This window comes from Hyphomonas atlantica corrig. (assembly GCF_000682715.1).
Taxonomy (GTDB): Bacteria; Pseudomonadota; Alphaproteobacteria; order Caulobacterales; family Hyphomonadaceae; genus Hyphomonas; species Hyphomonas atlantica.
In genome coordinates this window covers 170,641-195,769 of the sequence record NZ_AWFH01000034.1, presented here as the reverse complement: position 1 = coordinate 195,769, position 25,129 = coordinate 170,641, and the positions used below count along the sequence as shown (strand labels likewise).

The 25,129-nt window shown below is 60.2% G+C and carries 28 protein-coding genes; 17 read left to right on the top strand and 11 right to left on the bottom strand.

Going from position 1 to position 25,129, the window contains the following annotated elements; genetic code table 11:
- The first annotated feature begins 9 nt into the window (after positions 1 to 9).
- On the top strand, positions 10 to 867 hold the full coding sequence (locus HY36_RS12345) for a metal-dependent hydrolase (RefSeq protein ID WP_035553209.1): 858 nt from the start codon (positions 10 to 12) through the stop codon (positions 865 to 867).
- A 4-nt stretch (positions 868 to 871) separates the two neighbouring features.
- On the opposite strand, the gene HY36_RS12340 is transcribed toward HY36_RS12345, so the two are convergent.
- On the bottom strand, positions 872 to 1,474 hold the full coding sequence (locus HY36_RS12340; RefSeq protein WP_035553206.1) for a TetR/AcrR family transcriptional regulator: 603 nt from the start codon (positions 1,472 to 1,474) through the stop codon (positions 872 to 874).
- A gap of 156 nt (positions 1,475 to 1,630) precedes the next feature.
- Here HY36_RS12340 and HY36_RS12335 point away from each other — a divergent pair, with 156 nt between their 5' ends.
- A complete protein-coding gene (locus tag HY36_RS12335; protein ID WP_035553204.1) occupies positions 1,631 to 2,185 on the top strand; it encodes a carboxymuconolactone decarboxylase family protein in 555 nt (184 codons plus the stop codon).
- Positions 2,186 to 2,236: 51 nt separating this feature from the next.
- On the opposite strand, the gene HY36_RS12330 is transcribed toward HY36_RS12335, so the two are convergent.
- On the bottom strand, positions 2,237 to 2,833 hold the full coding sequence (locus HY36_RS12330; RefSeq protein ID WP_035553202.1) for a tetratricopeptide repeat protein: 597 nt from the start codon (positions 2,831 to 2,833) through the stop codon (positions 2,237 to 2,239).
- A 125-nt stretch (positions 2,834 to 2,958) separates the two neighbouring features.
- Here HY36_RS12330 and HY36_RS12325 point away from each other — a divergent pair, with 125 nt between their 5' ends.
- From HY36_RS12325 to HY36_RS12315, 3 genes are all read left to right on the top strand, one after another.
- On the top strand, positions 2,959 to 3,924 hold the full coding sequence (locus tag HY36_RS12325) for a helix-turn-helix domain-containing protein (RefSeq protein WP_035553421.1): 966 nt from the start codon (positions 2,959 to 2,961) through the stop codon (positions 3,922 to 3,924).
- Positions 3,925 to 3,965: 41 nt separating this feature from the next.
- Positions 3,966 to 4,451: a flavodoxin family protein gene (locus HY36_RS12320; protein ID WP_035553199.1), complete on the top strand. Its 486-nt coding sequence runs from the start codon at positions 3,966 to 3,968 to the stop codon at positions 4,449 to 4,451.
- A gap of 103 nt (positions 4,452 to 4,554) precedes the next feature.
- On the top strand, positions 4,555 to 4,917 hold the full coding sequence (locus HY36_RS12315; RefSeq protein ID WP_035553196.1) for a hypothetical protein: 363 nt from the start codon (positions 4,555 to 4,557) through the stop codon (positions 4,915 to 4,917).
- A gap of 133 nt (positions 4,918 to 5,050) precedes the next feature.
- On the opposite strand, the gene HY36_RS12310 is transcribed toward HY36_RS12315, so the two are convergent.
- The 5 genes from HY36_RS12310 to HY36_RS12290 form a co-directional block, all read right to left on the bottom strand.
- Positions 5,051 to 5,488 (bottom strand): FKBP-type peptidyl-prolyl cis-trans isomerase, encoded by a 438-nt coding sequence (locus HY36_RS12310; protein WP_035553193.1) that lies wholly within the window; start codon positions 5,486 to 5,488, stop codon positions 5,051 to 5,053.
- A 152-nt stretch (positions 5,489 to 5,640) separates the two neighbouring features.
- Positions 5,641 to 7,017 carry an NAD-dependent succinate-semialdehyde dehydrogenase gene (locus tag HY36_RS12305; RefSeq protein ID WP_035553191.1) on the bottom strand — a complete coding sequence of 459 codons (1,377 nt, stop codon included), beginning with the start codon at positions 7,015 to 7,017 and terminating at the stop codon, positions 5,641 to 5,643.
- An 87-nt stretch (positions 7,018 to 7,104) separates the two neighbouring features.
- Positions 7,105 to 7,539 (bottom strand): DUF1801 domain-containing protein, encoded by a 435-nt coding sequence (locus tag HY36_RS12300; protein ID WP_035553187.1) that lies wholly within the window; start codon positions 7,537 to 7,539, stop codon positions 7,105 to 7,107.
- A 24-nt stretch (positions 7,540 to 7,563) separates the two neighbouring features.
- Positions 7,564 to 8,565, bottom strand: a complete 1,002-nt coding sequence (locus HY36_RS12295; protein WP_035553184.1) for a TIGR00341 family protein — start codon at positions 8,563 to 8,565, stop codon at positions 7,564 to 7,566.
- 6 nt (positions 8,566 to 8,571) lie between these two features.
- Positions 8,572 to 9,432, bottom strand: coding sequence for an NAD(P)-dependent oxidoreductase (locus HY36_RS12290; protein ID WP_035553182.1), 861 nt, complete (start codon positions 9,430 to 9,432; stop codon positions 8,572 to 8,574).
- Positions 9,433 to 9,529: 97 nt separating this feature from the next.
- Between HY36_RS12290 and HY36_RS12285 the strand changes: the two genes are divergently transcribed.
- The 8 genes from HY36_RS12285 to HY36_RS12250 all read left to right on the top strand — a co-directional run bounded on the left by HY36_RS12285 (position 9,530) and on the right by HY36_RS12250 (position 18,269).
- Positions 9,530 to 10,231 carry a hypothetical protein gene (locus HY36_RS12285; RefSeq protein WP_035553180.1) on the top strand — a complete coding sequence of 234 codons (702 nt, stop codon included), beginning with the start codon at positions 9,530 to 9,532 and terminating at the stop codon, positions 10,229 to 10,231.
- A gap of 182 nt (positions 10,232 to 10,413) precedes the next feature.
- Positions 10,414 to 11,040 (top strand): OmpA family protein, encoded by a 627-nt coding sequence (locus tag HY36_RS12280; protein WP_035553177.1) that lies wholly within the window; start codon positions 10,414 to 10,416, stop codon positions 11,038 to 11,040.
- A gap of 44 nt (positions 11,041 to 11,084) precedes the next feature.
- Positions 11,085 to 12,929: an SLC13 family permease gene (locus tag HY36_RS12275; protein WP_035553175.1), complete on the top strand. Its 1,845-nt coding sequence runs from the start codon at positions 11,085 to 11,087 to the stop codon at positions 12,927 to 12,929.
- Between the two features lie 16 nt (positions 12,930 to 12,945).
- Positions 12,946 to 13,704: an arginyltransferase gene (locus HY36_RS12270; RefSeq protein ID WP_051602761.1), complete on the top strand. Its 759-nt coding sequence runs from the start codon at positions 12,946 to 12,948 to the stop codon at positions 13,702 to 13,704.
- A 56-nt stretch (positions 13,705 to 13,760) separates the two neighbouring features.
- A complete protein-coding gene (locus tag HY36_RS12265) occupies positions 13,761 to 14,870 on the top strand; it encodes a TRAP transporter substrate-binding protein (protein ID WP_035553173.1) in 1,110 nt (369 codons plus the stop codon).
- A gap of 19 nt (positions 14,871 to 14,889) precedes the next feature.
- Positions 14,890 to 15,555: a TRAP transporter small permease subunit gene (locus tag HY36_RS12260; protein ID WP_035553170.1), complete on the top strand. Its 666-nt coding sequence runs from the start codon at positions 14,890 to 14,892 to the stop codon at positions 15,553 to 15,555.
- On the top strand, positions 15,545 to 17,131 hold the full coding sequence (locus HY36_RS12255; RefSeq protein ID WP_035553415.1) for a TRAP transporter large permease: 1,587 nt from the start codon (positions 15,545 to 15,547) through the stop codon (positions 17,129 to 17,131). Before HY36_RS12260 ends, HY36_RS12255 begins: the two co-directional genes overlap by 11 nt.
- A gap of 1 nt (position 17,132) precedes the next feature.
- Positions 17,133 to 18,269, top strand: a complete 1,137-nt coding sequence (locus HY36_RS12250) for a pyridoxal phosphate-dependent aminotransferase (protein WP_035553167.1) — start codon at positions 17,133 to 17,135, stop codon at positions 18,267 to 18,269.
- On the opposite strand, the gene HY36_RS12245 is transcribed toward HY36_RS12250, so the two are convergent.
- The 3 genes from HY36_RS12245 to HY36_RS12235 all read right to left on the bottom strand — a co-directional run bounded on the left by HY36_RS12245 (position 18,254) and on the right by HY36_RS12235 (position 19,587).
- Positions 18,254 to 18,577, bottom strand: a complete 324-nt coding sequence (locus tag HY36_RS12245) for a hypothetical protein (protein WP_035553165.1) — start codon at positions 18,575 to 18,577, stop codon at positions 18,254 to 18,256. The two genes, HY36_RS12250 and HY36_RS12245, sit on opposite strands and share 16 nt — an antisense overlap.
- Before the next feature lie 34 nt (positions 18,578 to 18,611).
- On the bottom strand, positions 18,612 to 19,175 hold the full coding sequence (locus HY36_RS12240) for a LemA family protein (protein ID WP_035553163.1): 564 nt from the start codon (positions 19,173 to 19,175) through the stop codon (positions 18,612 to 18,614).
- A gap of 76 nt (positions 19,176 to 19,251) precedes the next feature.
- Entirely contained in the window at positions 19,252 to 19,587 is a 336-nt protein-coding gene (locus tag HY36_RS12235; RefSeq protein ID WP_035553160.1) for an ArsR/SmtB family transcription factor, read from the bottom strand.
- Between the two features lie 54 nt (positions 19,588 to 19,641).
- Here HY36_RS12235 and HY36_RS12230 point away from each other — a divergent pair, with 54 nt between their 5' ends.
- The 4 genes from HY36_RS12230 to HY36_RS12215 all read left to right on the top strand — a co-directional run bounded on the left by HY36_RS12230 (position 19,642) and on the right by HY36_RS12215 (position 22,822).
- Entirely contained in the window at positions 19,642 to 20,085 is a 444-nt protein-coding gene (locus tag HY36_RS12230; protein ID WP_035553157.1) for an SRPBCC family protein, read from the top strand.
- Positions 20,086 to 20,167: 82 nt separating this feature from the next.
- The gene (locus tag HY36_RS12225; protein WP_035553154.1) at positions 20,168 to 20,869 is read left to right on the top strand and encodes a VIT1/CCC1 transporter family protein; all 702 of its coding nucleotides are present in this window, start codon (positions 20,168 to 20,170) and stop codon (positions 20,867 to 20,869) included.
- A 99-nt stretch (positions 20,870 to 20,968) separates the two neighbouring features.
- Positions 20,969 to 21,718, top strand: a complete 750-nt coding sequence (locus HY36_RS12220) for an SIR2 family NAD-dependent protein deacylase (RefSeq protein ID WP_035553151.1) — start codon at positions 20,969 to 20,971, stop codon at positions 21,716 to 21,718.
- 120 nt (positions 21,719 to 21,838) lie between these two features.
- A complete protein-coding gene (locus HY36_RS12215; protein ID WP_035553149.1) occupies positions 21,839 to 22,822 on the top strand; it encodes a hypothetical protein in 984 nt (327 codons plus the stop codon).
- On the opposite strand, the gene parC is transcribed toward HY36_RS12215, so the two are convergent.
- Entirely contained in the window at positions 22,819 to 25,053 is a 2,235-nt protein-coding gene (gene parC / locus HY36_RS12210; protein ID WP_035553146.1) for a DNA topoisomerase IV subunit A, read from the bottom strand. The genes HY36_RS12215 and parC overlap by 4 nt on opposite strands.
- Between the last annotated feature and the right edge of the window lie 76 nt (positions 25,054 to 25,129).

The window sequence follows — 25,129 nt, the reverse complement described above, 5'->3', positions numbered from 1 at the left end:
GTAAACACAATGACGCGCAAACGCACCCCCGAAGACATCACGATCCAGCCGCGCAATCTGCGCTTTGACATGACCGCCGCGGAGGATGGCCGCCCCTGGCTGGACGGGAACCCCGTCGCCACCGCCGTTTACAACGCCATGTCGCTGACCTTCCCGGAGGGCGAGCGCATGTTCATGGACGCGGTAAAGGCGTATCGCGGAGAGGTTTCGGGCAAGCTGGCCGACGATGTGCAGGACTTCATCACGCAGGAAGCCATTCATTCGCGTGAACACCATTTGCTGAACAACAAGATCGACCGCGAGAAATACCCCGTCGCTGACATCGAAGCGGAGGTGTTGGAGCGGGTAAATTTCGGCCGCGCCGGTGGGCCGATGCGCATGCTGATGGCCACGATCTGTCTGGAGCATTTCACCTCAATGATGGCCGATTTAATGTTCGATGCCGACATTGACGGTGTACCGATCTTCAGCCAGACCGACCCGGCGCTGGAACGCCTCTGGCGCTGGCATGCCATGGAAGAGACCGAACACAAGGCCGTCGCCTACGACGTGTTCCTTGAGGTCACCAAAGGGTGGCCTTCGCTGAAGCGCTATTTCCGGCGCAGCCTGTCCATGCTGCTGATCACGAAACACTTCACCGCCAATATCGCCAATTTCTCCGCCATGCTGCTGGAGGCTGACGGCTATACGCGCGAAGAGGCCGACCGGGCCGTGAAGGAATTCCTCTGGAAGAAACCGGCCCTGTTCGGACGCGGCTGGAAGGTCTGGCTGTCCTGGTTCAAGCCCGGCTTCCACCCTTGGGACCATGACAATCGCCACGCAATGGATGACTGGAAAGAGGCGCTCACGCCTGTCCCGGCAGAATGATCCGTCAGCTGGCGTCCTCGCGCGCCAATTGCTCGAACGGCTCGATCAAATCATCCACAAAGGCTGTCAGCTCTGCGCCGGACAGCCCCCGTTGCAGCTCAATCTGCAGGGCGGTCAGCGCAGCCTGGTAACGCCGGGCCAGCCGGGCTGCATCCGCCGTGTGCGGCAAATCCCCGGCTTCCTTCGCCGCGTTGAATCCTGCCTCGAACTCAGCCTTCATCCGGTTCAGATAGTCCCGCGCAGGGCCTGAAATCTCTGAATCGGTCGCCGTGGCTTCCAGCAGGGTCTTGAGCAGCAAGCAAGCATGCACCCGCGCGCCGGGCGCATCTTCGGCATAGGCCCGCAGGAAGCTGGTCAACCCCGCAAGAGGCACGTCCACCCCTTCCATATGCGCGCGAAAGCCAGCCTGCATCTTTTCGAAATATCGCTCCATCGCCGCAAGGAACAGCGCCTGCTTGCTCTTGAAGGCGGCATAGATGCTGCCCGGCCGCATGTTCAGCGCGGCTTCGAGATCCTTCAGCGATGTCGCGTGATAGCCCTTCGACCAGAACAGGCGAACGGCGGCCTCCAGCGCGGCATCCCGGTCATAGGCAGGCATACGTGTCATGCCCTCAAGATAGGGCCTTCAGGCGCGCTTGTCTTGCCCCGCCGCTCACATTTGAGTGATCACTCAAAAAAGATCTTGGTTTCGCGGCGCGGCCTCCCAGATGAGGTGGGCCCCGACGAACGGGCACACAAACACTCAACGCAAGGAGCCCCCCAGATGACCGATTTCACCCTCCACACCGAAGACACCGCCCCCACAGAAAGCCGCGAGATCCTCGCTGGCGCCAAGAAAAGCATGGGCATCGTCCCGAACCTCTACGCCGTCATGGCCGAAGCGCCGGGCCTGCTGAAAGCCTACAAGGAACTCGGCGATCTGTTCCAGGCGTCCAGCTTCGACAAGGACGAGCTGACCGTGGTGTGGCAAGCCATCAATGTCGAGCATAGCTGCCACTATTGCGTTCCCGCGCACACCGCGATCGCAGGCAGCATGGGGGTTAGCCAGGACATCACAGACGCCCTGCGCAACGAAACGCCCCTGCCAAGCGACAAGCTGGAAGCGCTGCGCACCTTCACGCTCAGCGTCGTACGCAATCGCGGCAATGTCGACGACGCCGCTGTGAAAGCCTTCCTCGATGCAGGCTACACCCAGCGACAGATCCTCGAAGTCGTGCTCGGCGTCGCCCAGAAGACGATCTCGAACTACACAAACCACCTCGCACAAACGCCGGTGGATGCGCCGTTCGCGAAATTCGAATGGCACAAGGCCGGCTAACCCGCCGCCTTGAGCTGGCCGGTGCGGTCCCCCTCCCGCACCGGCCTTTTTTCAGTTTGCCGCCTCTACGCGATACAACGCCTTCAGCTCAACGGTCGGAGCAAAACCCGGCTCAGCGTCGAGGGCACGCTCCATCGCTTCATAGGCAAGCGCATATTGCCCGAGATCATGATGGGCGAGCGCCAGATTGTGGAAATACTGCGCGCGGTTTTCCGAGGCCGGTGCCTCGGATTCAGTCAGCACCCGCAAGGCCAATTCGGGCTTGCCGGAGCTAAGATAGACTGCCGCGCAGCTTGTCGCCGTGTCCGCCCCCGCATCATGATAAGCCAGTGCGCGGACGCAGTCTTGCTGTGCCAGGTCGAGCTGCCCCGCGCGCCGGTAGAGTATTGCCCGATTGGTCAGCCCCGCCATGAGCAATCGGTCACGCGGCGGATCGCCCTCCACAAGCTCCGTACACGCCTCTATGCCCCGCAGACCAGCCGCTCCAGGCTTCTGGACCGCATCGAAGCACCTCTCCACATGCGACGCCTCTCCCATCAGTGAACGCACATACACGCCTGCGGGGTCTGCGATCGCGGCTTGCGTGGCCAGAGCCGCTGCGACACTGCAGAGCCCACCTGTCTTGAGCAAAATTTGTCTCCAATTCATCGGTCCGGACTCCTGTGCCTTTTTGTTGGAAGACCAAAACCTAGGGGATTGCCTGACCGAACCGAATTGGCAATAATGACAATATATGGTTGATTTCCGCCAAATCGGAGGCGCGCTTGCCAGACATGACCCAACAGGCCCCTCATTGTATCGTCGCGCTTGCGTATGAGGGGCTGTGGCCGCTCGAATTCGGCATTGCGGCAGAGATATTTGGCTGGTCCCGGCCGGAACTCGACACCGACTGGTACGATTTCCGGGTAGTCTGTTCAGAAAACGTATCCCGGGCTGTGGGGGGATTCACGCTTACCTCGCCTTACGGGCTGGACAGCCTGCAGGACGCGGACACCATTATCGTTCCGGGGTGGCGCAATGTCGGAGAGCCCCCTCCGGCCGAAATCCAGAATGCCCTGATCTCGGCTCATGAGCGGGGGGCACGACTCGTTTCCTATTGCAGCGGCGCGTTCGTGTTCGCACATGCCGGCTTGCTGGATGGGCGACGCGCGACAACACATTGGCGCTACCTGCCGATGATGAGAGACCGGTTTCCCCTGATCGAGACGCAGGAAGACGTGCTCTACGTCCACGATGCCAACATCATCACATCCGCTGGCAGCAGCGCTGCAATTGATGCGAGCCTTCACGTCATTCGGTGTGACCACGGCTCGGCCATCGCGAACAAAATTGCCCGCAGCCTGGTTGCGCCCCCTCATCGGGATGGAGGCCAGTCCCAATATGTTGAAGCCCCGATACAGGAACGGCCAGGCACATCGATTGCGTCTGTCCTGGATTGGGCCCGCGAGAATCTGGACAAACCCTTGACCGTGACCGAACTGGCCCAACATGCCGGCATGAGCGATCGGACATTCCTCCGGCGCTTTCGCGACGGCACTGGAACCACACCGCTCAAATGGCTGCGCAGTGAAAGAGTGTTCAGAGCCATGAGCTTGCTGGAATCTACCCAGATGGATCCTGCAGACATTGCCCATCAATGTGGCTTTGGCGCCACCGACACATTCCGCGCTGTCTTCCGCCAGGTTTCGGGCACCTCGCCGCTTGCCTATCGCCAGCGGTTTGATGCGCGAGACGGCTGATCCGACCTTGCCGAAGGCGGTGAGGCTTGGAATGTAGGGGTATGACCAAGCTGCTCATCATCTATCATTCCCGCACAGGCGGCACGCGCCAGATGGCAGAGGCCGCTGCCGACGCCGCGGGCGCAGAGACGGACACATTGCTGAAGCGCGCCGAAGATACCGGGCCGGAAGACCTGTTGAGCGCAGACGGCTATCTTTTCGCAGCGCCGGAAAACCTCGCCGCCCTGTCTGGCGCGATGAAGGAATTCTTTGACCGCTGCTACTATCCGGTTCTGGGCAAGATCGAAGGCCGCGCCTATGGCCTGATGATCTGTGCCGGCTCTGACGGGGAAAATGCCGCGAAACAGGCCGCACGCATCGCCACGGGCTGGCGCCTGAAACAGGTGCAGCCGCCCCTGATCATCTGCACGCATGCGCAAACCGAAGCTGAGATCCTGGCAGAGAAAACCATCCCTGACGCAGACCTTGCCAAATGCCGGGAGCTTGGCGCCGCCCTGGGCGCAGGAATTGAAATGGGCGTGTTCTGAATATCCCGCCCTATCCCCACTTTCATGGGTAATTCGCCTTGAAATCATTGCGCAAAAAATAAACTCATCCCACACCGTCCGAACCCGGCCTATAGTCAGCGCCATGATTGAGCCGCGTCATCTTCGATACTACGCCTTTGTCTGGCCCCTGTTCTGGCCGGTCCTGTGGCTCAATCTGCGCCGGCTTACCGCTTGGCAGAAACGAACGCGCCGCGTTGTTCTCATTCGCATCGACCGCTGTGGCAATCTTACCATTCAGGCGATGGCTGATGCGCCAAATCCCGGCCGCTACCGGTATACGCCGCCTGCTGTTCCGGCATGGCAGCGCCCTTCGCGTTGGAGCGACCTGCCTGAGACCATTGTCGATGACATGGCACATTTGGAAACCGTACATGGCGCATGGGCCGGGGCTCCGCAGACCCAAATTGCAGCGACGGCCCCATTCATCCTGCACGACACGTCCTGACACGGATTTTCATCTGAACTCAGTCACACCTCACCGGATGGCCTCGCCAGTCCGGGCAAATGTGCTGCCTGAAACGAAAACGGCGGCGCTCCTCTTTGGAACGCCGCCGTCTTTAAGTCTGATGCGGGGAAAACTACGCCGCTGCGTCGATCTTCACCAGTTCGATGTTGAAGGTCAGGTCCTGACCGGCCAGCGGATGGTTCGCGTCCAGCGTCACCGTGCTGTCGTCAACCGCGGTAACCGTGACCGGGATGACCTGTCCGTTCTGCGTCTGCATCTGAAGGCGGGTGCCGGTTTCCAGCGGGATGTCAGCCGGAATGTCCGCGCGCGGCACGGCCTGCGTCATTTCCGGATTAACCTGCCCATAGGCTTCGTCACAGGCCACGTTGACGGTCTTCTTGTCGCCGACAGTCATGCCCGGAATGGCAGAATCGAGGCCCGGAATGATCTGGCCGGATCCGACCTGAAAGCTCAGCGGCTCGCGGCCCTCGGAACTGTCGAATGTGGTGCCGTCATTCAGCGTGCCTGTGTAATGAATGTGTACGGTATCGCCCGTTTTCACTTGCGTCATGGTCTCTCTCCAGGATTTGGTAGGTGGATTTCAGAGGCCGCGGCGCGCGCACGGGTGCTCTGTCGAACTCACGCCATACCTAGGCGATCTGAGGCAGATGTAAACCCGAGCGGTGGGAAAAGGCCCGGCGATGAGCCGGGCCAGTGCATTGATCAGTATACGAAAACTGCTTTGATGTTGACGAATTCCTTCATGCCAAAGCCGCCATGCTCGCGGCCGTAACCGGAATCCTTCACCCCGCCGAACGGCATGTTGGGCGTGGCAATGCCATAGCCATTGATCATCACCATGCCGGTGTCGAAATGATTGCAGGCCAGCTCGATTGCCCGGTCTTCATTGGCCGAAAAGATGCCACCACCGAGGCCGTAACGGCTGTCATTGGCGATGCGCATGGCGTCTTCATCATCCTTCGCGCGGATGACCGAGGCCACGGGGCCGAACAATTCATCGTCATAGGCCGGCTGGCCGGGTTCAACCTCGGTCAGCACGGTGGCAGGATAATATGCGCCCTCGCCGTCCGGCACCTCGCCACCACAGCGGATCTTCGCGCCATTCCTGACGCTCTCTGTAACCTGCTCGTGCAGCGTCTCCCGCAAATCGGCGCGGGCCATTGGACCGATGTCCGTATCCTCGCTGAACGGATCGCCGGATTTGATGTTCGACATGGCTTCTACGAACCGTTCGGTGAAGGCGTCATAATTCTTGTCTGTCACAATGAACCGTTTCGCGTTCACACAGGTCTCACCATTGTTGAACAGGCGGCCTTCGACGGACTTTTTCACCGCCAGATCCAGATCGGCATCGTCCAGCACCAGATAGGCGTCGTTGGAGCCCAGCTCCAGCACGGTCTTCTTCAGCGCCTTGCCTGCCTGCTCCGCCACAATCTTGCCCGCGCCATCGCTGCCCGTCAGGGTCACGCCGCGCACAAGATCATGCTCAATCACCTTCTCGGACTGGTCATGCGAGATCAACAAGACCGTAAACAGATGTTTCGGCAGGCCCGCCGCCTCATAGATATCACGCAGCATCAGCCCACTGCCGGTGCACGCTTCTGCATGCTTCAGCAGCACGCCATTGCCTGCCATCAAATTCGAAATGGAATAGCGGATGGCTTGGTAGAGCGGGAAGTTCCAGGGCTGGATGCCATAGACAATCCCGATCGGAGAGTAGGTCACGATGCCCTTCTTGCCGGTCATAATCTCCCGTTCTTCGCTGGCCAGCTCTTTCGGTCCTTGCTCGGCGGTGTAGTCACAGATCCCGGCGCAGAGCTTCACCTCTTCCTGGCCATCGCGATAGAGCTTGCCCATCTCCCTGGTCATCAACTCGGCATAGTCATCGACATGCTTGCGCAGCTCATCACCGATGGCCTTGATCACCTTGGCACGGTCTTCCAGGCTGCGCTGACGCCAGTCCTGATAGGCGGCGTGGCACTGCTCGATGGCGGTCTGCATCTCGGCATTGCTCATGCGCGGATACGTGTTCAGCAACTCGCCGGTCGCTGGATTGATTGTCTTGAGGGGGTCGTTCATCGGGGGATACTCCAATCTGGTGTTCCCAGACTGAACGGGCCGCCCCCTCAGACAGTTCCGATCACATTCCCGTCAGACTGTGGTCTATCATGCGTCCCACGTCTGATAATTCGCCTTCATGTAGGCCACGCCGTCCTCGACGATCTCCCGCAGCACATCCATGTCGATGTCGGCCAGCTTGTTGATGTAAAGACAGCTCTTGCCCAGCTTGTGCTTGCCCAACCGCGCCAGCTTCTCGCTCATGTCGCGATAGCCCGGCATGATATACATCACCAGATTGGCCTTGCGCGGGGAAAAGCCCGTGACCAGCATGTCGCCCTCGCGTCCGCTGTCATATTTGTAGTGATAGCGGCCATAACCGATCAGGCTCGGCCCCCACATTTTCGGCGCGTAGCCTGTGACATCCTCAAACCATTTCAGCAGAACTTCGGCATCTTCGCGCCTGCGATCATGCTCAACGCTGGCAATGAAATCGGCTGGCGACACGTCGGTCGGCTGGGTCTTGTTCTCGTTCTTCGCCATGCGCGCCTCTCCGTCCCGGAAAGCCTAGCCGACAGACACTTCCGAGCCAAGATCCAGCCAGATGATCAGGGCGGTGGCGATGGTCAACAACAGGATGGACAGGACCGCATTGATCCACACCGCACGCTGCGCATTCTTCTGGTCGATCCAGGCACGTGGCCGGATCTTCCGCAGCCGGAACACGATCAACGCTGCCAGAACCAGCGCGACGACGTTGAGCGCCAACAGCAATCCGGCCCGCATGGCCAGCGTCCAGTGCCCCGTTCCAACGAACAGGCCCAGCGCTGCGCCCGGCGGCAACAGAGCCGCGGCCACCATGACGCCGACAAGCGCCGAGGCCTGTCCACGCGTCAGAGACAGCGCCGCCGCGCCGCCCGCCGCCATTGCCAGCGCCAGCCCGTCCAGCCGCACTTCTGCGCGGGACATAAGTTCCCGGCTCTGAAGATCAATCTGCAACACGAAGGACAAGAGCCACGCACAAAGCAGCGCGATGCCGATGCCCGACGCCAGCGTCACCGAGGCGCGCTTCAGCAGTTTGAAATCTCCCAGCGCAGCGCCCATGGAAAAGCCAAGCACCGGCCCCAACAGTGGCGCAATCACCATCGCACCAATCACGGCCGCAATGCCATCGGAGTTCAGGCCAATCGCCGCCACGATGGTGGACAGCACCACCATAATGACGAAGTCGCGGTCCAGCCGGGCCCCGGTGGAAACATCGGAATAGATCTCTTCCCGCGTGGCCTGAATCTGTTTCTGGGCCTTCTGGTCAGTGGCCTCTTCAATGTTCGGGGCCGTGGCCTCAACCGGCAGGACGGTGATGCGGAAATCATCACACGTCTCCAGCGCCGTCTGGATGTTGTCGATCAGCGATTGCCCGGTCCCCTCGCGGATGAAGACGGAGATCAGCTTCCGGTCCTTGCGTTCTGTATTCTGAACATAATAGTCGATCGGGTCCGCGGCCTTCACGGCACGGATCACGGTATCGAACCGGTCATCGGCTGGCAGGTGAACTTCAAGCAGGCGCATGGCCGATCAGTCCCGCGTAAGCCGGGCGATCAGGCTGGACGTATCCCAGCGCTGCCCGCCCATCGCCTGAACATCGGCGTAGTATTGGTCCACAGTCGCCGTCAGCGGCAGGCTCGCGCCATTCTCCCGCGCCGCCTCCAGCGCGATCCGCAAATCCTTGCGCATCCAGTCCACGGCGAAGCCATGCTCGAATTGCCCCTCGACCATCGTCTTCCAGCGATTGTCCATCTGCCAGCTTTGCGCCGCGCCGCCGCTGATGGCCGCGATCACTTTCTCCGCGTCCAGCCCCGCCTGCTCGGCAAAGTGCAGCCCTTCGGAGAGGCCCTGCACAATGCCCGCAATACAGATCTGGTTCACGGACTTGGCGAGTTGGCCCGCGCCGCTCTCACCGATCAGCGTCATGCTCTTGCCATAGGCCGCCATGACGGGCTCGGCAGATTTGAACGCCTTCTCCTCGCCGCCGCACATGATGGTCAGCTTGCCATTGATGGCCCCGGCCTCGCCGCCGCTGATCGGCGCGTCCAGGAAGCGCGCACCCTTCACGCGGCAGCGCTCGTCCAGCTCCCGCGCCAGTCCGGCAGACGCAGTGGTGTGGTCCACGACAATCATGCCCGCGCCAAGGCTCGGCTCCAGCTGGTCGAACACGTCGCGGACGTCCGGATCATCCCCCAGGCACAGGAACACGAACTCCGCGCCGAACGCGGCATCCGCCGGGCTCTTCGCCACCTCGCCCTTGTGCTGGGCCGCCCAGTCACCGCGCTTGGCCTCGCTCCGGTTCCAGACGGTCACCTGATGGCCCTTGGCCGCCAGATGGCCAGCCATGTGAAACCCCATGACCCCAAGGCCAAGAAACGCTGTTTTCGCCATTCTGTATCGCCCCTTAGTTGAAAGCGGTTGCTATCTTGTCGTTAGATAGTCCGACTGAGAGAGATCACTACTAGATTACATGAGGGGGAAGACAAGGATGCTGGAGCAAATTGGAAAGGTGCCGTCTTACATATGCACGACTACAAAAGAATGGGGCTTGGCCTGCGATCAACCACTACTAGTGATCAATGTATGGAATTTGGTACTTAGTTTAATTTTGGGAATTGCCGCGTTCGTCATTGTTCGTCTGATTGCGCGATACAAGGGCTTGGAGACACATGACCAAGTCTTCGAAATGAGAGTTCCTGCTGGCGCTCTACCTGAAAAGCGACTTATGCGTCTCAATCCGTACACGATGGCCAAGCTGGTAGGGGAAACTGGTTATAGCGGCCTTGGGTATCGTGAAGCCGGCTCGAAACTAAACGAAGCATACGGTGACAAGTATTTCGTTGTTCAGTTCCAAGAAGGCGGAAACAGCGTCTGCAGAACAGAAATACGACTAAAGGCCGCTTACTTTGGGCAGGACAGAAATGAAGTTCGCGTCGACGCGGAAACGTTGACGAAGCTGAAGATCGGATCCGCAAGCAAAGCTGATGATGGCACCAGCGACAGTGTTGGCGTAGACGGCCAATTCGATATTTTTGCGCGTGAAGTTCGCTGGTGGGATGTGCGGCACTATCTGTTTCATCCCAATCGGGAGATTAGGTACGCTCTCTATGTTGCACTCTTCGCAACGACCTTGGAGTACTCTTCTCCAATATTCGAACTAGTCGCGCGAATACTAAAATCACCGAGCTGATAGAGCGCCGCCACTTCATTGAAATTTGACGCAAATCCCACCCTTTGTTCTCAACCGGCATAAACCAAGCTCTGGTAGAACCGCCATTCCTGACAGAATGATGGGAACTGAAGCGCATGGCGATTGCCACCACCACCTCGCAACGCTTTCCGGGCAGAAGGCCCGCCGCGCCTCGGCGCAAGATGGGCACGTGGAAGATGGCTTATGTCGACTTCCTGACAGCGCTCGTGGCCTTTTTCCTGGTCATGTGGCTCGTCAGTGGTGTGTCACCAGACTCCCGCACAGCGATCGCGGACTTCTTCACGGGTGAAGACACCACCGCAACGCAATCGAGCACGCTGGTCGATCTGCGCCCTTCGGAATCCGCCCGTGCGTTCCATGCCCTGAAATCGAACCCGGCCTTGAGCGCCGCTGGCACGAGCCTGATCCTGACCCAGGAGGCAAACGGCATCCGTATCGACCTGGTCGATGGCGACGCGCGCCCTCTCTTTGACAGTGAAAGCGGCACCCTGACCGATTCAGGTGAGGCACTCACACGCGATCTTGGCGTCGCCCTCGGGGGCATGCCAGGCGCGATCACGATTGAGGGCCACACCGATGCCTTTCCGAGCCTGATTCCGAATCGGAGCAATTGGGATATCTCTTCCGAACGCGCCAACGCAGCGAGACGGGTGCTCTCAAATGCCGGTATATCCCCCGAACGTGTACGCGCTGTAACAGGATTGGCGGATACCCAACCGCTTAAACCGGGTGAGCCGCACTTGTCAGTCAATCGCCGGATAAGCATATTGCTTGATCTTGACGGCTAGTCCCTGCGGACCGGGCCAAAGCACACTCAAGACCCGGAGCCGCAATGCTATCTGAGCTGGTCCAAACCTGGCCGATGTGGGCGAGCCTCGCCGTCGTGTGTGCAGCCATCACCTTCTACATGCTCGACCGCTGGTCGATGGAATTTGTCTCCGTTTGCGTGATCGCGGCCCTCCTGCTCGTCTTTGCCATTCCGGGGGCGAGCGATGTGGACGGCAACGCGATCAGCGCCTCTGATCTGTTGTCGGGCTTCGGAAACCCCGCCCTCATCACGATCATGGCGCTGCTTGTCGTTGGCCAGGGCCTGTTTCAGACCGGCGCGCTGGAAGGCCCCACCAAGGCCCTGCTTGCAGGATATGACAAGCGACCGGTCACGACGCTGATACTGGCCTTTCTCGCCGTATTCGTGACCAGCGCCTTTGTGAACAATACCCCCATTGTCATCATGTTCCTGCCTGTGATGACCGCCATCGCCATGCGCATGAACGCGCCGCAATCGCGCCTGATGATGCCGCTCAGCTTCGCATCGATCTTTGCGGGCATGACGACCCTGATCGGCACCTCGACCAATTTGCTGGCTGCAGAATCCTATGACCGGATCACAGGCGAACAACTCGGCTTCTTTGACCAGACCCCAATGGGGCTGATCCTCGCCGCGGCGGGCCTGCTCTATATTCTGATCTTCTCCAAATTCATGCTGCCCAACCGCCGGGGCCTGTCTGACGACATCGTCCAGCCTTCGGGCAAGCAATTCGTGGCGCAGATCGAAGTCACACAAGGACATTTCCTGCTCGGCAAGAAACCCATTGCGGGCATGTTTACAGACTTGCCGGACATGACTGTGCGCATGATCCAGCGCGGCGAGCGCGCCTTCCTGCCGCCTTATGAAGATATCAGCCTGCAAGTGGGTGATCTGGTGATTATCGCCGCCACCCGCGCGGCGCTTCAGAATGTGCTCGCTCGCCAGCCAGACTTCCTGCAGCAGGTCTGGCAGGCCTCCGGAGCGGACCTTGAAGAATCGCCCCGCCCCGGAACGCTGGCCCTGACTGAAGCGGTGATCGCCCCCGGCTCCCGCATGGTTGGCCGAACGGTTGAGATGCTCGGCTTCCGCCGCCTGACGCGGGCCGTGACACTCGGCATCCAGCGCCGCAGCCGCATGATCCGCACCAAGCTGGGCGAGATCCGCCTGGAGTCTGGCGACACGCTGCTCCTGTGTGGACCGGTTGATGCGTTCCGGGAATTGCGTTCCAGCCGCGACCTCATCCTGCTCGAATGGTCCCAGACCGAAATCCCACTCACGACCAAGGCCCTCGCCGCGCGGGTCATATCCATCGCCATGGTCATTGCGGCCGCTACGAACCTTCTCTCCATCCTGCATGCGTCGGTTCTTGCGGGTGTCGGAATGCTGGTCGCGGGCTGCCTGAACACACGTCAGGCCAGCCGGGCGCTGGATCTGCGCATCTTCCTTGTGATCGGCGCAGCGCTCGCGATGGGTATGGCGCTGGAGAAAACAGGCGCAGCGGGCGAAATTGCCCATGCCGTGGTCAATATCGCTTCGCCTTATGGCACGCTGGCGGTTCTCTCTGCGATCTTCCTGGCCGTTGCCTTGTTGACCAATCTGCTCAGCAATGCCGCGACGGCCATCCTGTTCTCGCCCATCGCCCTATCTGCGGCGGCGGAGCTGAAGGTGGAAGATCCGCTGCCCTTCCTCCTGGCGGTGATCTATGGCGCTAATTGCTGTTTCGCGACGCCGATTGCTTACCAGACCAACATGCTGGTCATGGGCCCGGGACACTACAAATTCGGGGATTTCATGAAGTTCGGCGGCCCGCTCGTCATTCTGCTTTGGGCCGTGTTTACGATATTCGCCCCTTGGCGGTTCGATTTGTGAGTGTATCGTCTGCGGCATGAAATTCACCGACTCCCAGATCCTGCCGCCTGGTCTTGAGCGCTCGCTGCGTTTCTACGTGACGAATCTCAGCCCGTGCCCGTACCTGCCGGGCAAGCAGGAACGCAAGGCGTTTACCAACCTGGCCATCGGGGAAGCGGATCTGGTGCACAATTCGCTGAGCCAGGCAGGCTTCCGGCGCAGCCAGAGCATCGCCTATCGCCCGGCCTGCCCACGCTGCAATGCCTGCCGCAGTGTGCGCGTCGCCACGCGGGATTTTGAACTATCACGAAATGATCGCCGCGCCCTGAACCGGAATGACTCGATCATCCGCCGCCCGGTTAAGGCCCAGCCAAGCCGCGAGCAATATCGCCTGCTGAAATCCTATCTGCGCTCCCGCCATAACGGCGCCGGCATGTCGGACATGTCCTATCGCGACTATAGCGCGATGGTTGGCGGCAGCCCGGTGCAGAGCCTGATCTTCGAGTATCGCGACGGACCGGACGAGGATTCGCCGCTGGTCGCTGCCTCGATCACGGACATTCTCCGCGACGGCTTCTCGATGGTCTATACCTTCTTCGATCCCCACCTCAGCGCCCGGGGTCTCGGGCACTACCTCATCCTGGATCATATTCTTCATGCCCAGGACCTCGGCCTGCCGCATGTCTATTTGGGGTATTGGGTCAAAGGTAGCCAGAAAATGGACTACAAACGTCGCTACAAACCGCTAGAAGTGCTCGATGGCGACGTCTGGCGACCACTGGGCGACGACGAGTGACACAATACCGCCTTTGATCCGGACGGGAGATCGGGAAAAGGCAGGGGGAGGACTGGATGATCCATAGACGCAACCTGCTGGGTGCGGGTGCCCTCGGCCTTGCCGGGGCGGCCGCTGCTTTCGCCAATCCGGAAAAGGCTGCAGACCTTGCTGCCCCGGCCATTGCGCGCAATCGTCGCCGCTTCAATATGGTCACCACCTGGCCCAAGGGCCTGCCCGGTCTTGGCGAAGCCGCCGAGCGCGTGGCCGAGCGTATCCAGCAAATGTCAGATGGGCTGATGGAGGTGAAAGTCTTCGCGGCCGGCGAATTGGTGCCACCTTTCGAATCCTTCGACGCCGTGTCGAATGGCTCGGCGGACATGTATCATGGCGCGGAATACTACTGGACCGCCAAGTCCAGCGCCTATCCCTTCTTCACCGCCGTGCCCTTCGGCATGACGGCGCAAGAACTGATGGGGTGGATCGACTTTGGCGGCGGACAGGAACTCTGGGACGAACTCTCGGCGCAATTCGGCGTCAAATCGATACAGGCAGCGAACACCGGTCACCAGATGGGCGGCTGGTTCCGCAAGGAGATCAACAGTCTGGACGATCTTGTCGGCCTGAAAATGCGCATTCCCGGCCAGGGTGGCGATGTGCTGCGCGCCCTGGGCGGATCGTCCATCGCATTGCCCGGCGGGGAAATCTATCAATCCCTCCAGACCGGCGCGATCGACGCCACCGAATGGGTCGGCCCGTGGAATGACTACTATCTCGGCTTCTATCGGGAAGCGCCTTTTTACTATGGCCCCGGCTTCCATGAGCCCGGCGCCAGCCTCGCGGTCGGCATGAACCTCCGCATCTGGGAAGATCTCACTCCCGGCGAGCAGGCCATCATCAAAGCGGCCTGCGAGAGCGTAAACCACACCTCCCTCGGCGAATTCACCTACCAGAATGCGGTGCACCTGGACCTGCTGACCCGTGAACACGGCGTACAGATGCGCAGTTTCCCGGATGAAGTTGTCAGCCGAATGGCTGAGGCGGCATGGGATGTGCGCGCGGACTCCGGGCGCGACGGAATCGAGAAGCGCATCTATGAGAGCTTCGAGGCCAGCCTGAAGCTGATGCGCGGCTGGGCCGATGTGTCCGAAGGGCCGTACTACGCCGCCCGCAATTCAAACAAATAGACCGGGGGGCACGCAGAGCATGTCACCGGATATTTTCCTGTCAGTGGGAGGTGCCATGAAATGGCTGGGCCTTGCCCTGTCGCCTTTGCTCGCATTGCCGCTGCTCCTGCTGATCTGGCCTGAGCCGATTGAGCGCGCGGCCAAATGGTTGATTTCGCGCATAGACGCGGTGTCCGGCTGGGCGCTGGGTGGCGCGATCGCTAGCGCCATCATTCTGGTTGGCGCGCAGTTGCTGGTCGTGCTGCTGCGCTACGCTTTCGGCCTTTCTTTCACCTGGCTGAACGAGATTGTCGTCTATGCCTTTGCGGCCATGTTCATGCTGGGCTCTGCCTCAGCCCTGAGAGACGACGCACATGTGCGCGTAGATATTCTTCGCCCACGTTTCGGCACGCGGGGGCGAAACTGGGTCGAGCTGGCTGGCATTTACCTCTTCCTCTTCCCGATCTGCATCCGGTTGCTGGCAATGACCGAGCAGGGCCTCGCTCGCAGCTGGGCACTGTTCGAAGGCTCACGCGAGTCGGACGGTCTGCCCCTGCTCTTCCTGTTCAAGACGCTGCTTCCGGCCTTCGCCATGCTGATGGTCACACAGGGATTGTCCGAAGCATTGAAGGCCGCTCTGCGCCTGACCGGCAAGCTCGAGGATGCCCCCGACGAAGCCCCGCATGGAGGCATCCATGGAGCTTGAAGTCATCCTTGCCATCTCGATGTTCGTCTGCGCTGTACTGGCGCTGCTGGCGGGCTATCAGGTTGCGCTCACGCTCGGTGGTGTCGCATTGCTTTTCGCCCTCGTCGGCATCGGCATCGGCGTGTTCGACGAAGCCTTTCTCCGAAACCTGCCCAGTCGCATCCTCGGCGGCTCGATCATGCAGAACCAGACGCTGATCGCCGTTCCGCTCTTCGTGCTCATGGGCGTGATCCTTGAACGCTCCCGCGTGGCGGAAGACTTGCTTCACATTGCCAGCAGGCTGCTTGGCAAGGTGCGCGGCGGGCTTGGCTATGCCGTCGTTCTGGTCGGCGCATTGCTGGCCGCCTCAACAGGCATCGTGGGCGCGACGGTCATCACCATGACACTGATCGCCCTGCCCACCATGATCCGTCAGGGCTATGATCCGCGCCTTGCCACCGGCACAATCGCCGCCTCCGGCACGCTCGGCCAGATCATCCCGCCCTCCATCGTGCTAATCCTGCTTGCCGACGCCATCTCGAACGCCGCCAGCCAGGCAAGCCAGGCAACAGGGGCTGCTGGCTCTTTTGTCGTGTCCGTGGGTGATTTGTTTGCCGGCGCGCTGATCCCCGGCCTTCTGCTGGTCGGCCTCTATCTCGGCTGGATTGCTCTGACGGCCATCCGCAAGCCGCATCGTTGCCCACCGGTTCAGGACGATGACAGCCCGCCCCTGACGGCCAGGGAGATCGCATTTGGCCTCGGCGCGCCCTTGCTGCTTATCATCGCTGTGCTGGGGGCAATCCTTGGGGGCGTCGCCCCACCGACAGAAGCGGCCGCCATCGGCGTTGCCGGCGCCATCCTGCTTGCTGGCCTGCGCCTTGCCGATGATGAGCATGAACAGCGCGTGTCATGGCTTCTGATAGCGGGCCTCGCCAGCGTGGTGACCATCATCGTGTTGCGCAACATGTTCGACCTGCGCACCGGCGTCGCGGAGATTGGTCTCGCAAACGAATTCGGCATCGTGCTCACGATCCTGGCGTCTATCGTGTTCTTCGCCGGTGTCGCCGCGGGTCTCATCGTGTTGCGACGGGTTCGCCAATTGTTGCCGGCACTCAAAAGCGCGACGCAGATCACCAGCATGGTGTTCCTGATCCTGATCGGGGCCTCGCTGTTCAGTCTCGTCTTCCGCGGCTATGGCGGCGACGACATTGTGGCCGATGTGCTGCACGCCATGCCCGGCGGCAGATGGGGCGCACTGGTCATAACCATGCTGGTCATGTTCGTCCTCGGCTTCTTCCTGGACTTCATCGAGATTGTGTTCGTCGTCGTGCCACTCGTCGCGCCGCCGCTGATCATTCTCGGCTTTGATCCGGTCTGGCTGGCCATCCTTATGGCGCTCAACCTTCAGACGAGTTTCCTGACGCCGCCCTTTGGCTTTGCCTTGTTCTATTTGCGTGGAGCGGCGCCGCCCAGCATCAAAACGATGCAGATCTGGCAGGGTGCGATCCCATTCATCATGCTCCAGTTGATCCTCATCGGTCTGGTTGCGGCAATTCCCGCCTTGGCAACCTGGCTACCAGCCGTTACCGCCCGCTAGTATGGGACAAGATATCGATCCATTTCGCGCCATTTCGGTGAGTCGTCGCGCGCATGACCTGAAGGCCGAGGGCCGCCGCATCCTGCATATGGAATTCGGTCAGCCCTCTACGCCAGCACCGCGCGGCGCCATTGCAAAAGCCCATGACGTGCTCGACACCGACCCGATGGGCTATTGGGAGAGCCGTCCGCTCAAGGAACGTATCTGCCGCCACTACAAGGATGAATACGGCATCGACCTGCCGCCTGGCCGCGTGACGCTGACTTGTGGCGCCTCCCCGGCGCTCGTTCTGGCCCTGTCCACGGCGTTCAATCCGGGAGACCGGATCGCCCTGGCCCGGCCGGGCTATGTTGCCTATCGCAATACGTTGCGTGCCCTGAACCTGGAGCCTGTGGAGATCGCCTGCGGGGCGGATGTCCGGTTCCAGCTGACCGCTGCGGCGCTGGACGCAATTGACCCGGTACCGGCTGGCGTCATCATCGCCAGCCCCGCCAATCCGACCGGCACGATCATTCCGGCCAGCGAACTCGCCGAGCTTGCCGCTGTCGCAAAAGCAAAGAACATCCGTGTGATCTCTGACGAAATCTATCACGGGCTCAGCTATGGCCCGGACACATGTTCGATGCTGGAGTTTTCGCCTGACGCGTACATCGTGAATTCGTTTTCGAAATACTTCTCCATGCCTGCCTGGCGCCTTGGTTGGCTTGTATCCCCGGAAGATGGCGCAGCGCGGACCAGCGCCTATGTCGGCAATCTTTTCCTGACGCCGCCTTCGCTCTCCCAACACGCCGGACTGGTCGCAATGGACAGCGCGGAAGAGCTGGATGGCCATGTCGAGGTCTATCGCAAGAACCGCGAATTGATGCTTGAAGCGCTGCCTCGGCTGGGGCTTGAGAGGATCGCTCCACCCGATGGCGCTTTCTATATCTATGCGGACATTTCCAAATACACAAACGACAGCCTCGCCTTCTGCCTGAAGCTGCTTGAGGACACCGGCATCGCCACAGCGCCCGGCGTCGATTTCGACCCGGTCGGAGGGCACAGATTCATGCGGTTCTCGTTTGCCTTGTCCACGCCGCAGATTGAGGAGGCCATCAGCCTGTTGGAACCCTGGTTCGCGGCTCAGCCGCAGTCATAGTCTGCGACAGCCCCGCCATCCGGTGTGCGCTCCAGAGAGACGAAGCTGCAGCCTTCTGGCGTCGCGGCCTTTGCTGCCTCCAGCAAGGCGTCTTCGGTCGGGGCCTCAGCCACGCCGAATGTTCCATCAGACTTCACGGAGAATTTCAGCTTGAAGCCCTGGCCCTCGGCGGGTGAAGCAAAGAAGCTGTAGCCGCCACCAGCAACAGTCCGGTCAGGCAACCCGTTCCAGGTCGACGCACTCCAGCCGGAAGAAGACGCGGCGCAAGCCCCAAGGACAAGCGCCGCGCTGATCAATACATATTTCATGGTCCCACCTCCGTATCGAGAGGGCCAATCTATCCTAGAATTTGACTTCCGGCACCGTCGAAAGCGCCTCGCGGCCTTCGACGCCCACATCGAAGAAGTCGCGGCCTTCGAAATTGAACATGCCAGCCACAATGGAACCAGGGAATTGCTCGCGGGACGTGTTGTAGTCCTGAACCGCGGAATTGTAGAAACGCCGCGCGGCGGCCAGCTTGTCCTCGATGGTCGAGAGTTCGGTCTGCAGCTGCTGGAAGTTCGTGTTGGCTTTCAGGTCCGGATAGGCCTCGGCGAGCGCGAACAGCTTGCCAAGCGATGCGGTGAGCATGCCTTCGGCAGCTGACATCTCGCCGGGCGTGTTGGCGCTCTGCGCCGCGCTGCGCGCCTTGATCACCGCATCCAGTGTCTCTTTCTCGTGGGCAGCGTAGCCCTTCACGGTTTCGACGAGGTTGGGGATCAAATTCTGGCGTTGCTTCAGCTGGACATCCACATCAGCAAAGGCCTGATTGACCCGCTGGCGCTTCATCACGAGGCCGTTGTAGATCAGGATGACAAAACCGGCGATCGCAACGATTGCGGCCAGAACAATTAGAATGGGGCTCATCGGGCGTCCCTCCATAAGAACCAGATTTAAAAGGGGTATCCGCGCCCGCCGCAGAGCGCAAGGGAGCGTTCGCCCCTCATGCAACGGTTTCCGTTTCCAGACCGGTCTTGAGGCGGTCGATCATGCTGACTGCCCCCATTGCATAGTCTCCGATCCAGCGGTCATGGATATGTTTGATCGGCAAGGCGTTGAGGTAATTCCAGCGCTGGCGGCCTGCGCGGCGCACCAGGACCAGCTCCGCCTCTTCCAGCACGCCGAGATGCTGCATCACTGTGCACCGATTGAGATGACTGAAGCGCGCGCAGATCTCACCCGTCGTCTGAGGTGTGTCTCGCAGCACGTCCAGAATATCCCGCCGGATCGGCGCGGCCAGAGCCTTGAAAACAAGGTCGGTTTTATCATCGCTTGACATGTTGGTTTTTTATAACATTAATTCTGGCGTGACAAGCAGCGCTGGGAGGCTGTGATGGATCTCAAATTCGAGGTGAGCGGGCGCATCAATCGCCCTGTTGAAGACGTGTTTGAGGCAGTCGCCGATCCGGCAAAACTGTCCAGCTACTTCACGACTGGCGGCGCAAAAGGACGACTCGAAACGGGCGCAACTGTTACGTGGGACTTCCATGACTTTCCCGGCGCGTTTCCTGTCCATGTGGTCGAAGTCGAACCCAACAAGCGCATCGTCCTCAAATGGGGCGGCGAGGATGGCAGCACGGCCACGCTGGTGACGATGCGGTTTGAGCCGACGGATGATGGCCGGACAATTGTCTCCATCGCTGAAGAAGGCTGGCCATCAACTGAGGACGGACTCAAGAATTCCTACGGCAATTGCATGGGCTGGTCGCAGATGATCTGCGCCATGAAGGCCTGGGTGGAGCACGGCATCAATCTGCGAGACGGCATGTACGCCTGAACACCACGCCCAGCCTGCGATATGCTGTGGACTTGACCCGGCGCGCTAACTGTCGCCTGCTTACGGGATCAGGAGACACGCCATGTCGACCGAATTCCCCCTCGGAGAACACCATTACAGCCACCGGATCGGATGGCTGCGCGCGACCGTTCTCGGTGCGAATGATGGCATCCTGTCCACGGCCAGCCTGATGATCGGGGTCGCCTCTGCCGATGCGAGCCAATCCGCGATCCTGACCGCAGGCCTTGCGGGTCTTGCCGCCGGTGCGATGTCCATGGCGGCGGGGGAGTATGTTTCAGTCTCATCCCAGGCCGATACCGAGCAAGCCGATCTGGAAATTGAAAAGGTAGCCTTGCGGGATCATCCCGAAGCCGAACTGGTCGAACTTGCGCATATCTACATGAATCGCGGCGTCGCCAAGGACACCGCCTATGATGTGGCGCGCCAATTGATGGCGAAAGATGCGCTGGAGGCACATGCTCGCGACGAGTTGGGCATCAACGAGATTGTCACCGCACGCCCCGTTCAGGCCGCTGTCAGTTCTGCCGTCAGCTTCTCGGCGGGCGCGATCCTGCCTCTCTTGGCCGGGGTCGCCGCGCCATCCGGCCTCGTCACGCCGGTCGTCGCCATCGTGTCGCTGCTGGCGCTCGTCCTTCTCGGCATTTTGTCAGCGAAGGCAGGCGGCGCGCACAAGCTGAAGGCGGTTGTGCGGATCGTCTTCTGGGGCACTGCGGCCATGCTAGTCACCGGCCTGATCGGCGCGGCTTTTGGCACAATCGTCTAGGCCGCACACTGTTTCACGCCGGGCAAGCGCTTTACAAATCTGTTCAAGTGGTTAGCTGCTAGAAGGACCGGAAACGACAGGATTACGTAGACGACGCTCATGACGGATGCAGGCAAACTCGCTCGAATGATTTCAGACGCTCGCCGCGTGATGATTTTCACTGGCGCAGGCATCTCGACCGAAAGCGGCATTCCGGATTTCCGCAGCCCTGGCGGGGTGTGGAGCAAGATGTCTCCCATCTATTTTCAGGACTTTGTCTCGTCCCGTGAAGCCCGGCGAGAATCCTGGAACCGCGTGTTCAACCGCACCGAAGGCTGGACCGGCGCGAAACCGAATGTCGGCCACTTTGCAATTGCTGACCTCGTGAAGAGCGGTAAGGTTTCTTCCGTAGTCACACAGAATGTCGATAACCTTCATCAGGATTCCGGCGTGCCGGATGACAAGGTGATCGAGATCCACGGCAATGCGAGCTATGGCAAATGCCTTCAATGCGGCAAGCGATATGAATTCGAAACACTCAAGGCGCGCTGGGAGAATGATGAAGATCTTACTTGCATCTTCTGCACCGGCCTGATCAAAAATGCGACGATTTCCTTTGGCCAGGCCATGCCGGAAGACAAAATGCTGCAAGCCAGCGAAGAGGCCCTGCTCTGCGACCTCGTGATCGTGCTCGGATCGTCGCTTGTCGTGTATCCGGCGTCCGCCATCCCGATGGAGGCCAAACGCAATGGCGCCAGGATGGTGATCATCAACCGCGAACCTACCGATCAGGATCCGTTTGCTGACCTCGTCCTCCACACAGAAATCGGCCCCCTGATGACCGACACAATGGCGCTGTTGGAAAAGTAACCGGGCGCGTGCCGCTGAGCAGATTGCGCCGGCGGGTGGAATTTGCCTCCTTCAAATCAACCCTATCGAAACTTTACAGTCCTATCGTCTTCGAAAGACCGAACTGTAGGGAGGGTGAATATGCGCCATCTCATCTGGGCATCGGCCCTTGTGATCATCTCGGCATGCGGCAATGGCGGCAGCGCATCGATGGATCCGTCCATGCCGCTTGTGGTAACCGACGACGTCGCCCCGACAGTTTACGGAGCAGTCTCCTCCGGCACGCCTTCACTACGTCCGAGCACACAGCCCGCCCCGCTAGAGGCAGTACGCACAAGCGCATCCTGCAGAACTCCAAAGGCCAGTTCCCGCGCCAAGGCCGCCTATGTCTACACCTATGGCGGCGGCATCACCACACCCCTCCACCACATCGACCGCAAGGATACGCCGGAGGCGATCGCCGAACGTGAAGCATTGGTTCGGGAGCAAAAGAAGAAAGCAAAGACGGCCATGCAGCGGGAAGCTATTGGCATGGCGATAGGAAATGCTGTTGCTAATTCCAGACAGATAGATGTGCTCGTTACGGATACCAGCGCGCCGGTATTCCTATACCTCACCTCATATGATTCCGTCCTATGGAACATCCAGCGCGCGCCGGGCGTCGAGATAGATGGCGTTGTGGTGAATTCGTATAATGCAGGCGCGATCGCAAATGGCGTCGACGCAGCTCGCACTGGCTTTATCTCCTATGACAACTCCCCAACGCAGAAGTGCTATGTCGGTGGTAAAGGGCGCGCTATTCCAGTGAAGGAACGCGTTGCGTCTGCCAGGAAGCTCAACCCCAATGTGGACCTTAGTCACTACAAGGAGCAATGGGAGCAGGAGTATCGCGACGCAAGCCGTTTCTTCCGTCAGGATGTCAAAAGGCTGGTCGGCAAACGCCCTCACTGGATACTGAATAATGCCCGTGGCGGTCAATTCAATGCCGTACTGGTTGGCCCGGCGCCCACAGCGCCGTTCGAGGGGCAGCCGACAAGCCGCCTGCAAATTCCCGATCACATCACGCCCTATTGGGGCAATCGGAAGGACGCCTACAAAGCCTTCGGTCTCGCTCCTTCGAGCTAGCCGTTGAACGTTCCGCTGCGTGGGAAACCCTTCGGAACCGTCTTGCCGGCCTGTGAGCGTTTGCCGATCCATTCTTCCCATTCCGGGAAGGCACGGTGGCGACCACCGGTCATGACAATCAGGCCATCGCGCTTGTCGAAGGTCATCAGGTCTTTCAGCGTGTGCTTGCCGCTATAGGATTGCAGCTTGTTGCCCTTGCCGCGTGCCATCTCCGGCAGCTCGTCCAGCGGGAAGATCAGCAATTTGCGATTTGATCCGACCACGGCCAGCATGTCGCCTTCAACCGGCGTGCAGACCGTCAATTCGCCCTTACCCGTATTTACCGCCTGCTTGCCGGCTTTCCGATTGGACTCCAGTTCCTTTTCCTCGACCACGAAGCCATAGCCTTCGGTCGATGCGACAACGCGTTTGCGCTCCGGCTCAAACCGGAACATGGCGACGATGTCGACACTGTCTTCCAGATCGATTGACAGGCGGATCGGCTCGCCATGCCCGCGCCCGCCAGGCAGCTTGTCTGCCGGCAAGGTGAACGCGCGGCCATCCGACGCCATCAAGATGATCTTGTCCGTGCTCATCACCTCTTCAGCGAGATAGAGCGCATCGCCATCCTTGAACTTGGCGGATTCCGGATCGAGGCCATGCCCCTTCATGCCGCGGATCCAGCCCTGCTGGGACAGCACAATCGTCAGGGGCTCCTTCGGCAGGGTGGCTTCAAGCGCGGCGGCGAGATCAACTTCCGCGACTTCCCCGAACGTCGCGCGGCGGCGGCCAAGCTCGGACTCCGGATCGAACGCATCGCGCGCTTCCTTCAGCTCCTTGGACACCTTACTCCATTGGCGACGCGTGGAGCCGATCAGCTTGGTCAGCTCTTCGCGCTCTTTCATCAGGCGATCATGCTCGCCGCGAATTTCCATTTCCTCCAGCTTGCGCAATGCCCGCAAACGGAGATTGAGGATCGCTTCAGCCTGCGTGTCAGTCAGGTTGAAGGTCGACATGAGAACCTCTTTTGGTTCGTCCTCATACCGAATGATCCGGATCACCTCATCAATATTGAGATAGGCGATCAGGTAACCATCGAGCAGGTGCAGGCGCTTCTCGATCTTGTCGAGGCGGAATTCCGCACGGCGCACCACGACTTCGCGCCGGTGGTCCAGATAGGCTTGCAATACGTCCTTCAGGCCCATTACCTGCGGCGCGCCCTTGTGCAGGACGTTCATGTTCAGGCTGAAGCGCGTTTCAAGATCGCAGACCTTGTAAAGGCTTTCCATCAGCACTTCCGGCTCAACCGTCTTGGAGCGCGGCACCAGCACAAGCCGCACATCCTCAGCGCTCTCATCGCGCACATCGTCCAGAAGCGGCAGTTTCTTGGCTTCGATCAACTCGCCCAGCTTCTCAAGCAGGCGGGATTTCTGCACCTGATACGGGATCTCGGTCACGACGATCTGATAGGTGCCCCGGCCTGTGTCCTCGACTTCCCAGCGCGCCCGCATGCGGAAGCTGCCCCGACCGGTCTCATAGGCCTGGATCATCGCTTCCTTGGTCTCGACGATGATGCCGCCCGTCGGGAAATCAGGCCCCTTCACGAAATCCATCAATTCTTCGGTCGTGGCTTTCGGCTTCTCGATCAGAAGCCGTGCCGCATCAATCAATTCCGCCGCATTATGAGGTGGAATCGACGTCGCCATGCCGACCGCGATGCCGCTCGCACCATTGGCCAGCAGGTTCGGGAAACCGGCAGGCAGAACGACCGGCTCTTCATCATTCTCGGCATAATTGGCGCGGAAATCGACTGCGTTCTCGTTGAGGCCATCCAGCAGCAACTCGGCGGCAACCGTCATCCGTGCTTCGGTATAACGATAGGCAGCGGCACTATCACCGTCGATATTGCCGAAATTGCCCTGTCCATCGACCAGCGGATAGCGGACGGTGAAATCCTGTGCGAGGCGCACCAGCGTGTCATAGATCGAGCTGTCGCCATGCGGGTGGAAGTTACCCATCACGTCGCCGACGATCTTGGCGCACTTGCGATAGCCGCCTTCAGGGTCGAGCTTCAGGACACGCATACCATACAGGATACGGCGCTGGACGGGCTTCAGGCCGTCGCGCACATCCGGCAGAGCCCGGGCGGTAATCGTCGAGAGCGCATAGGCGAGATAGCGCTTGGAAAGCGCCTCGCTCATCGGCTCGTTGATGATCCGGTCTTCCGGCGTGCCGTCAATCAAATCGGACATTCTGGCCTCATTGCAGTTCGTGCCACATTCTGGTGCAGGCCCTTGATTAAAGTCAGCGACTCACGGGCCGGAGCAC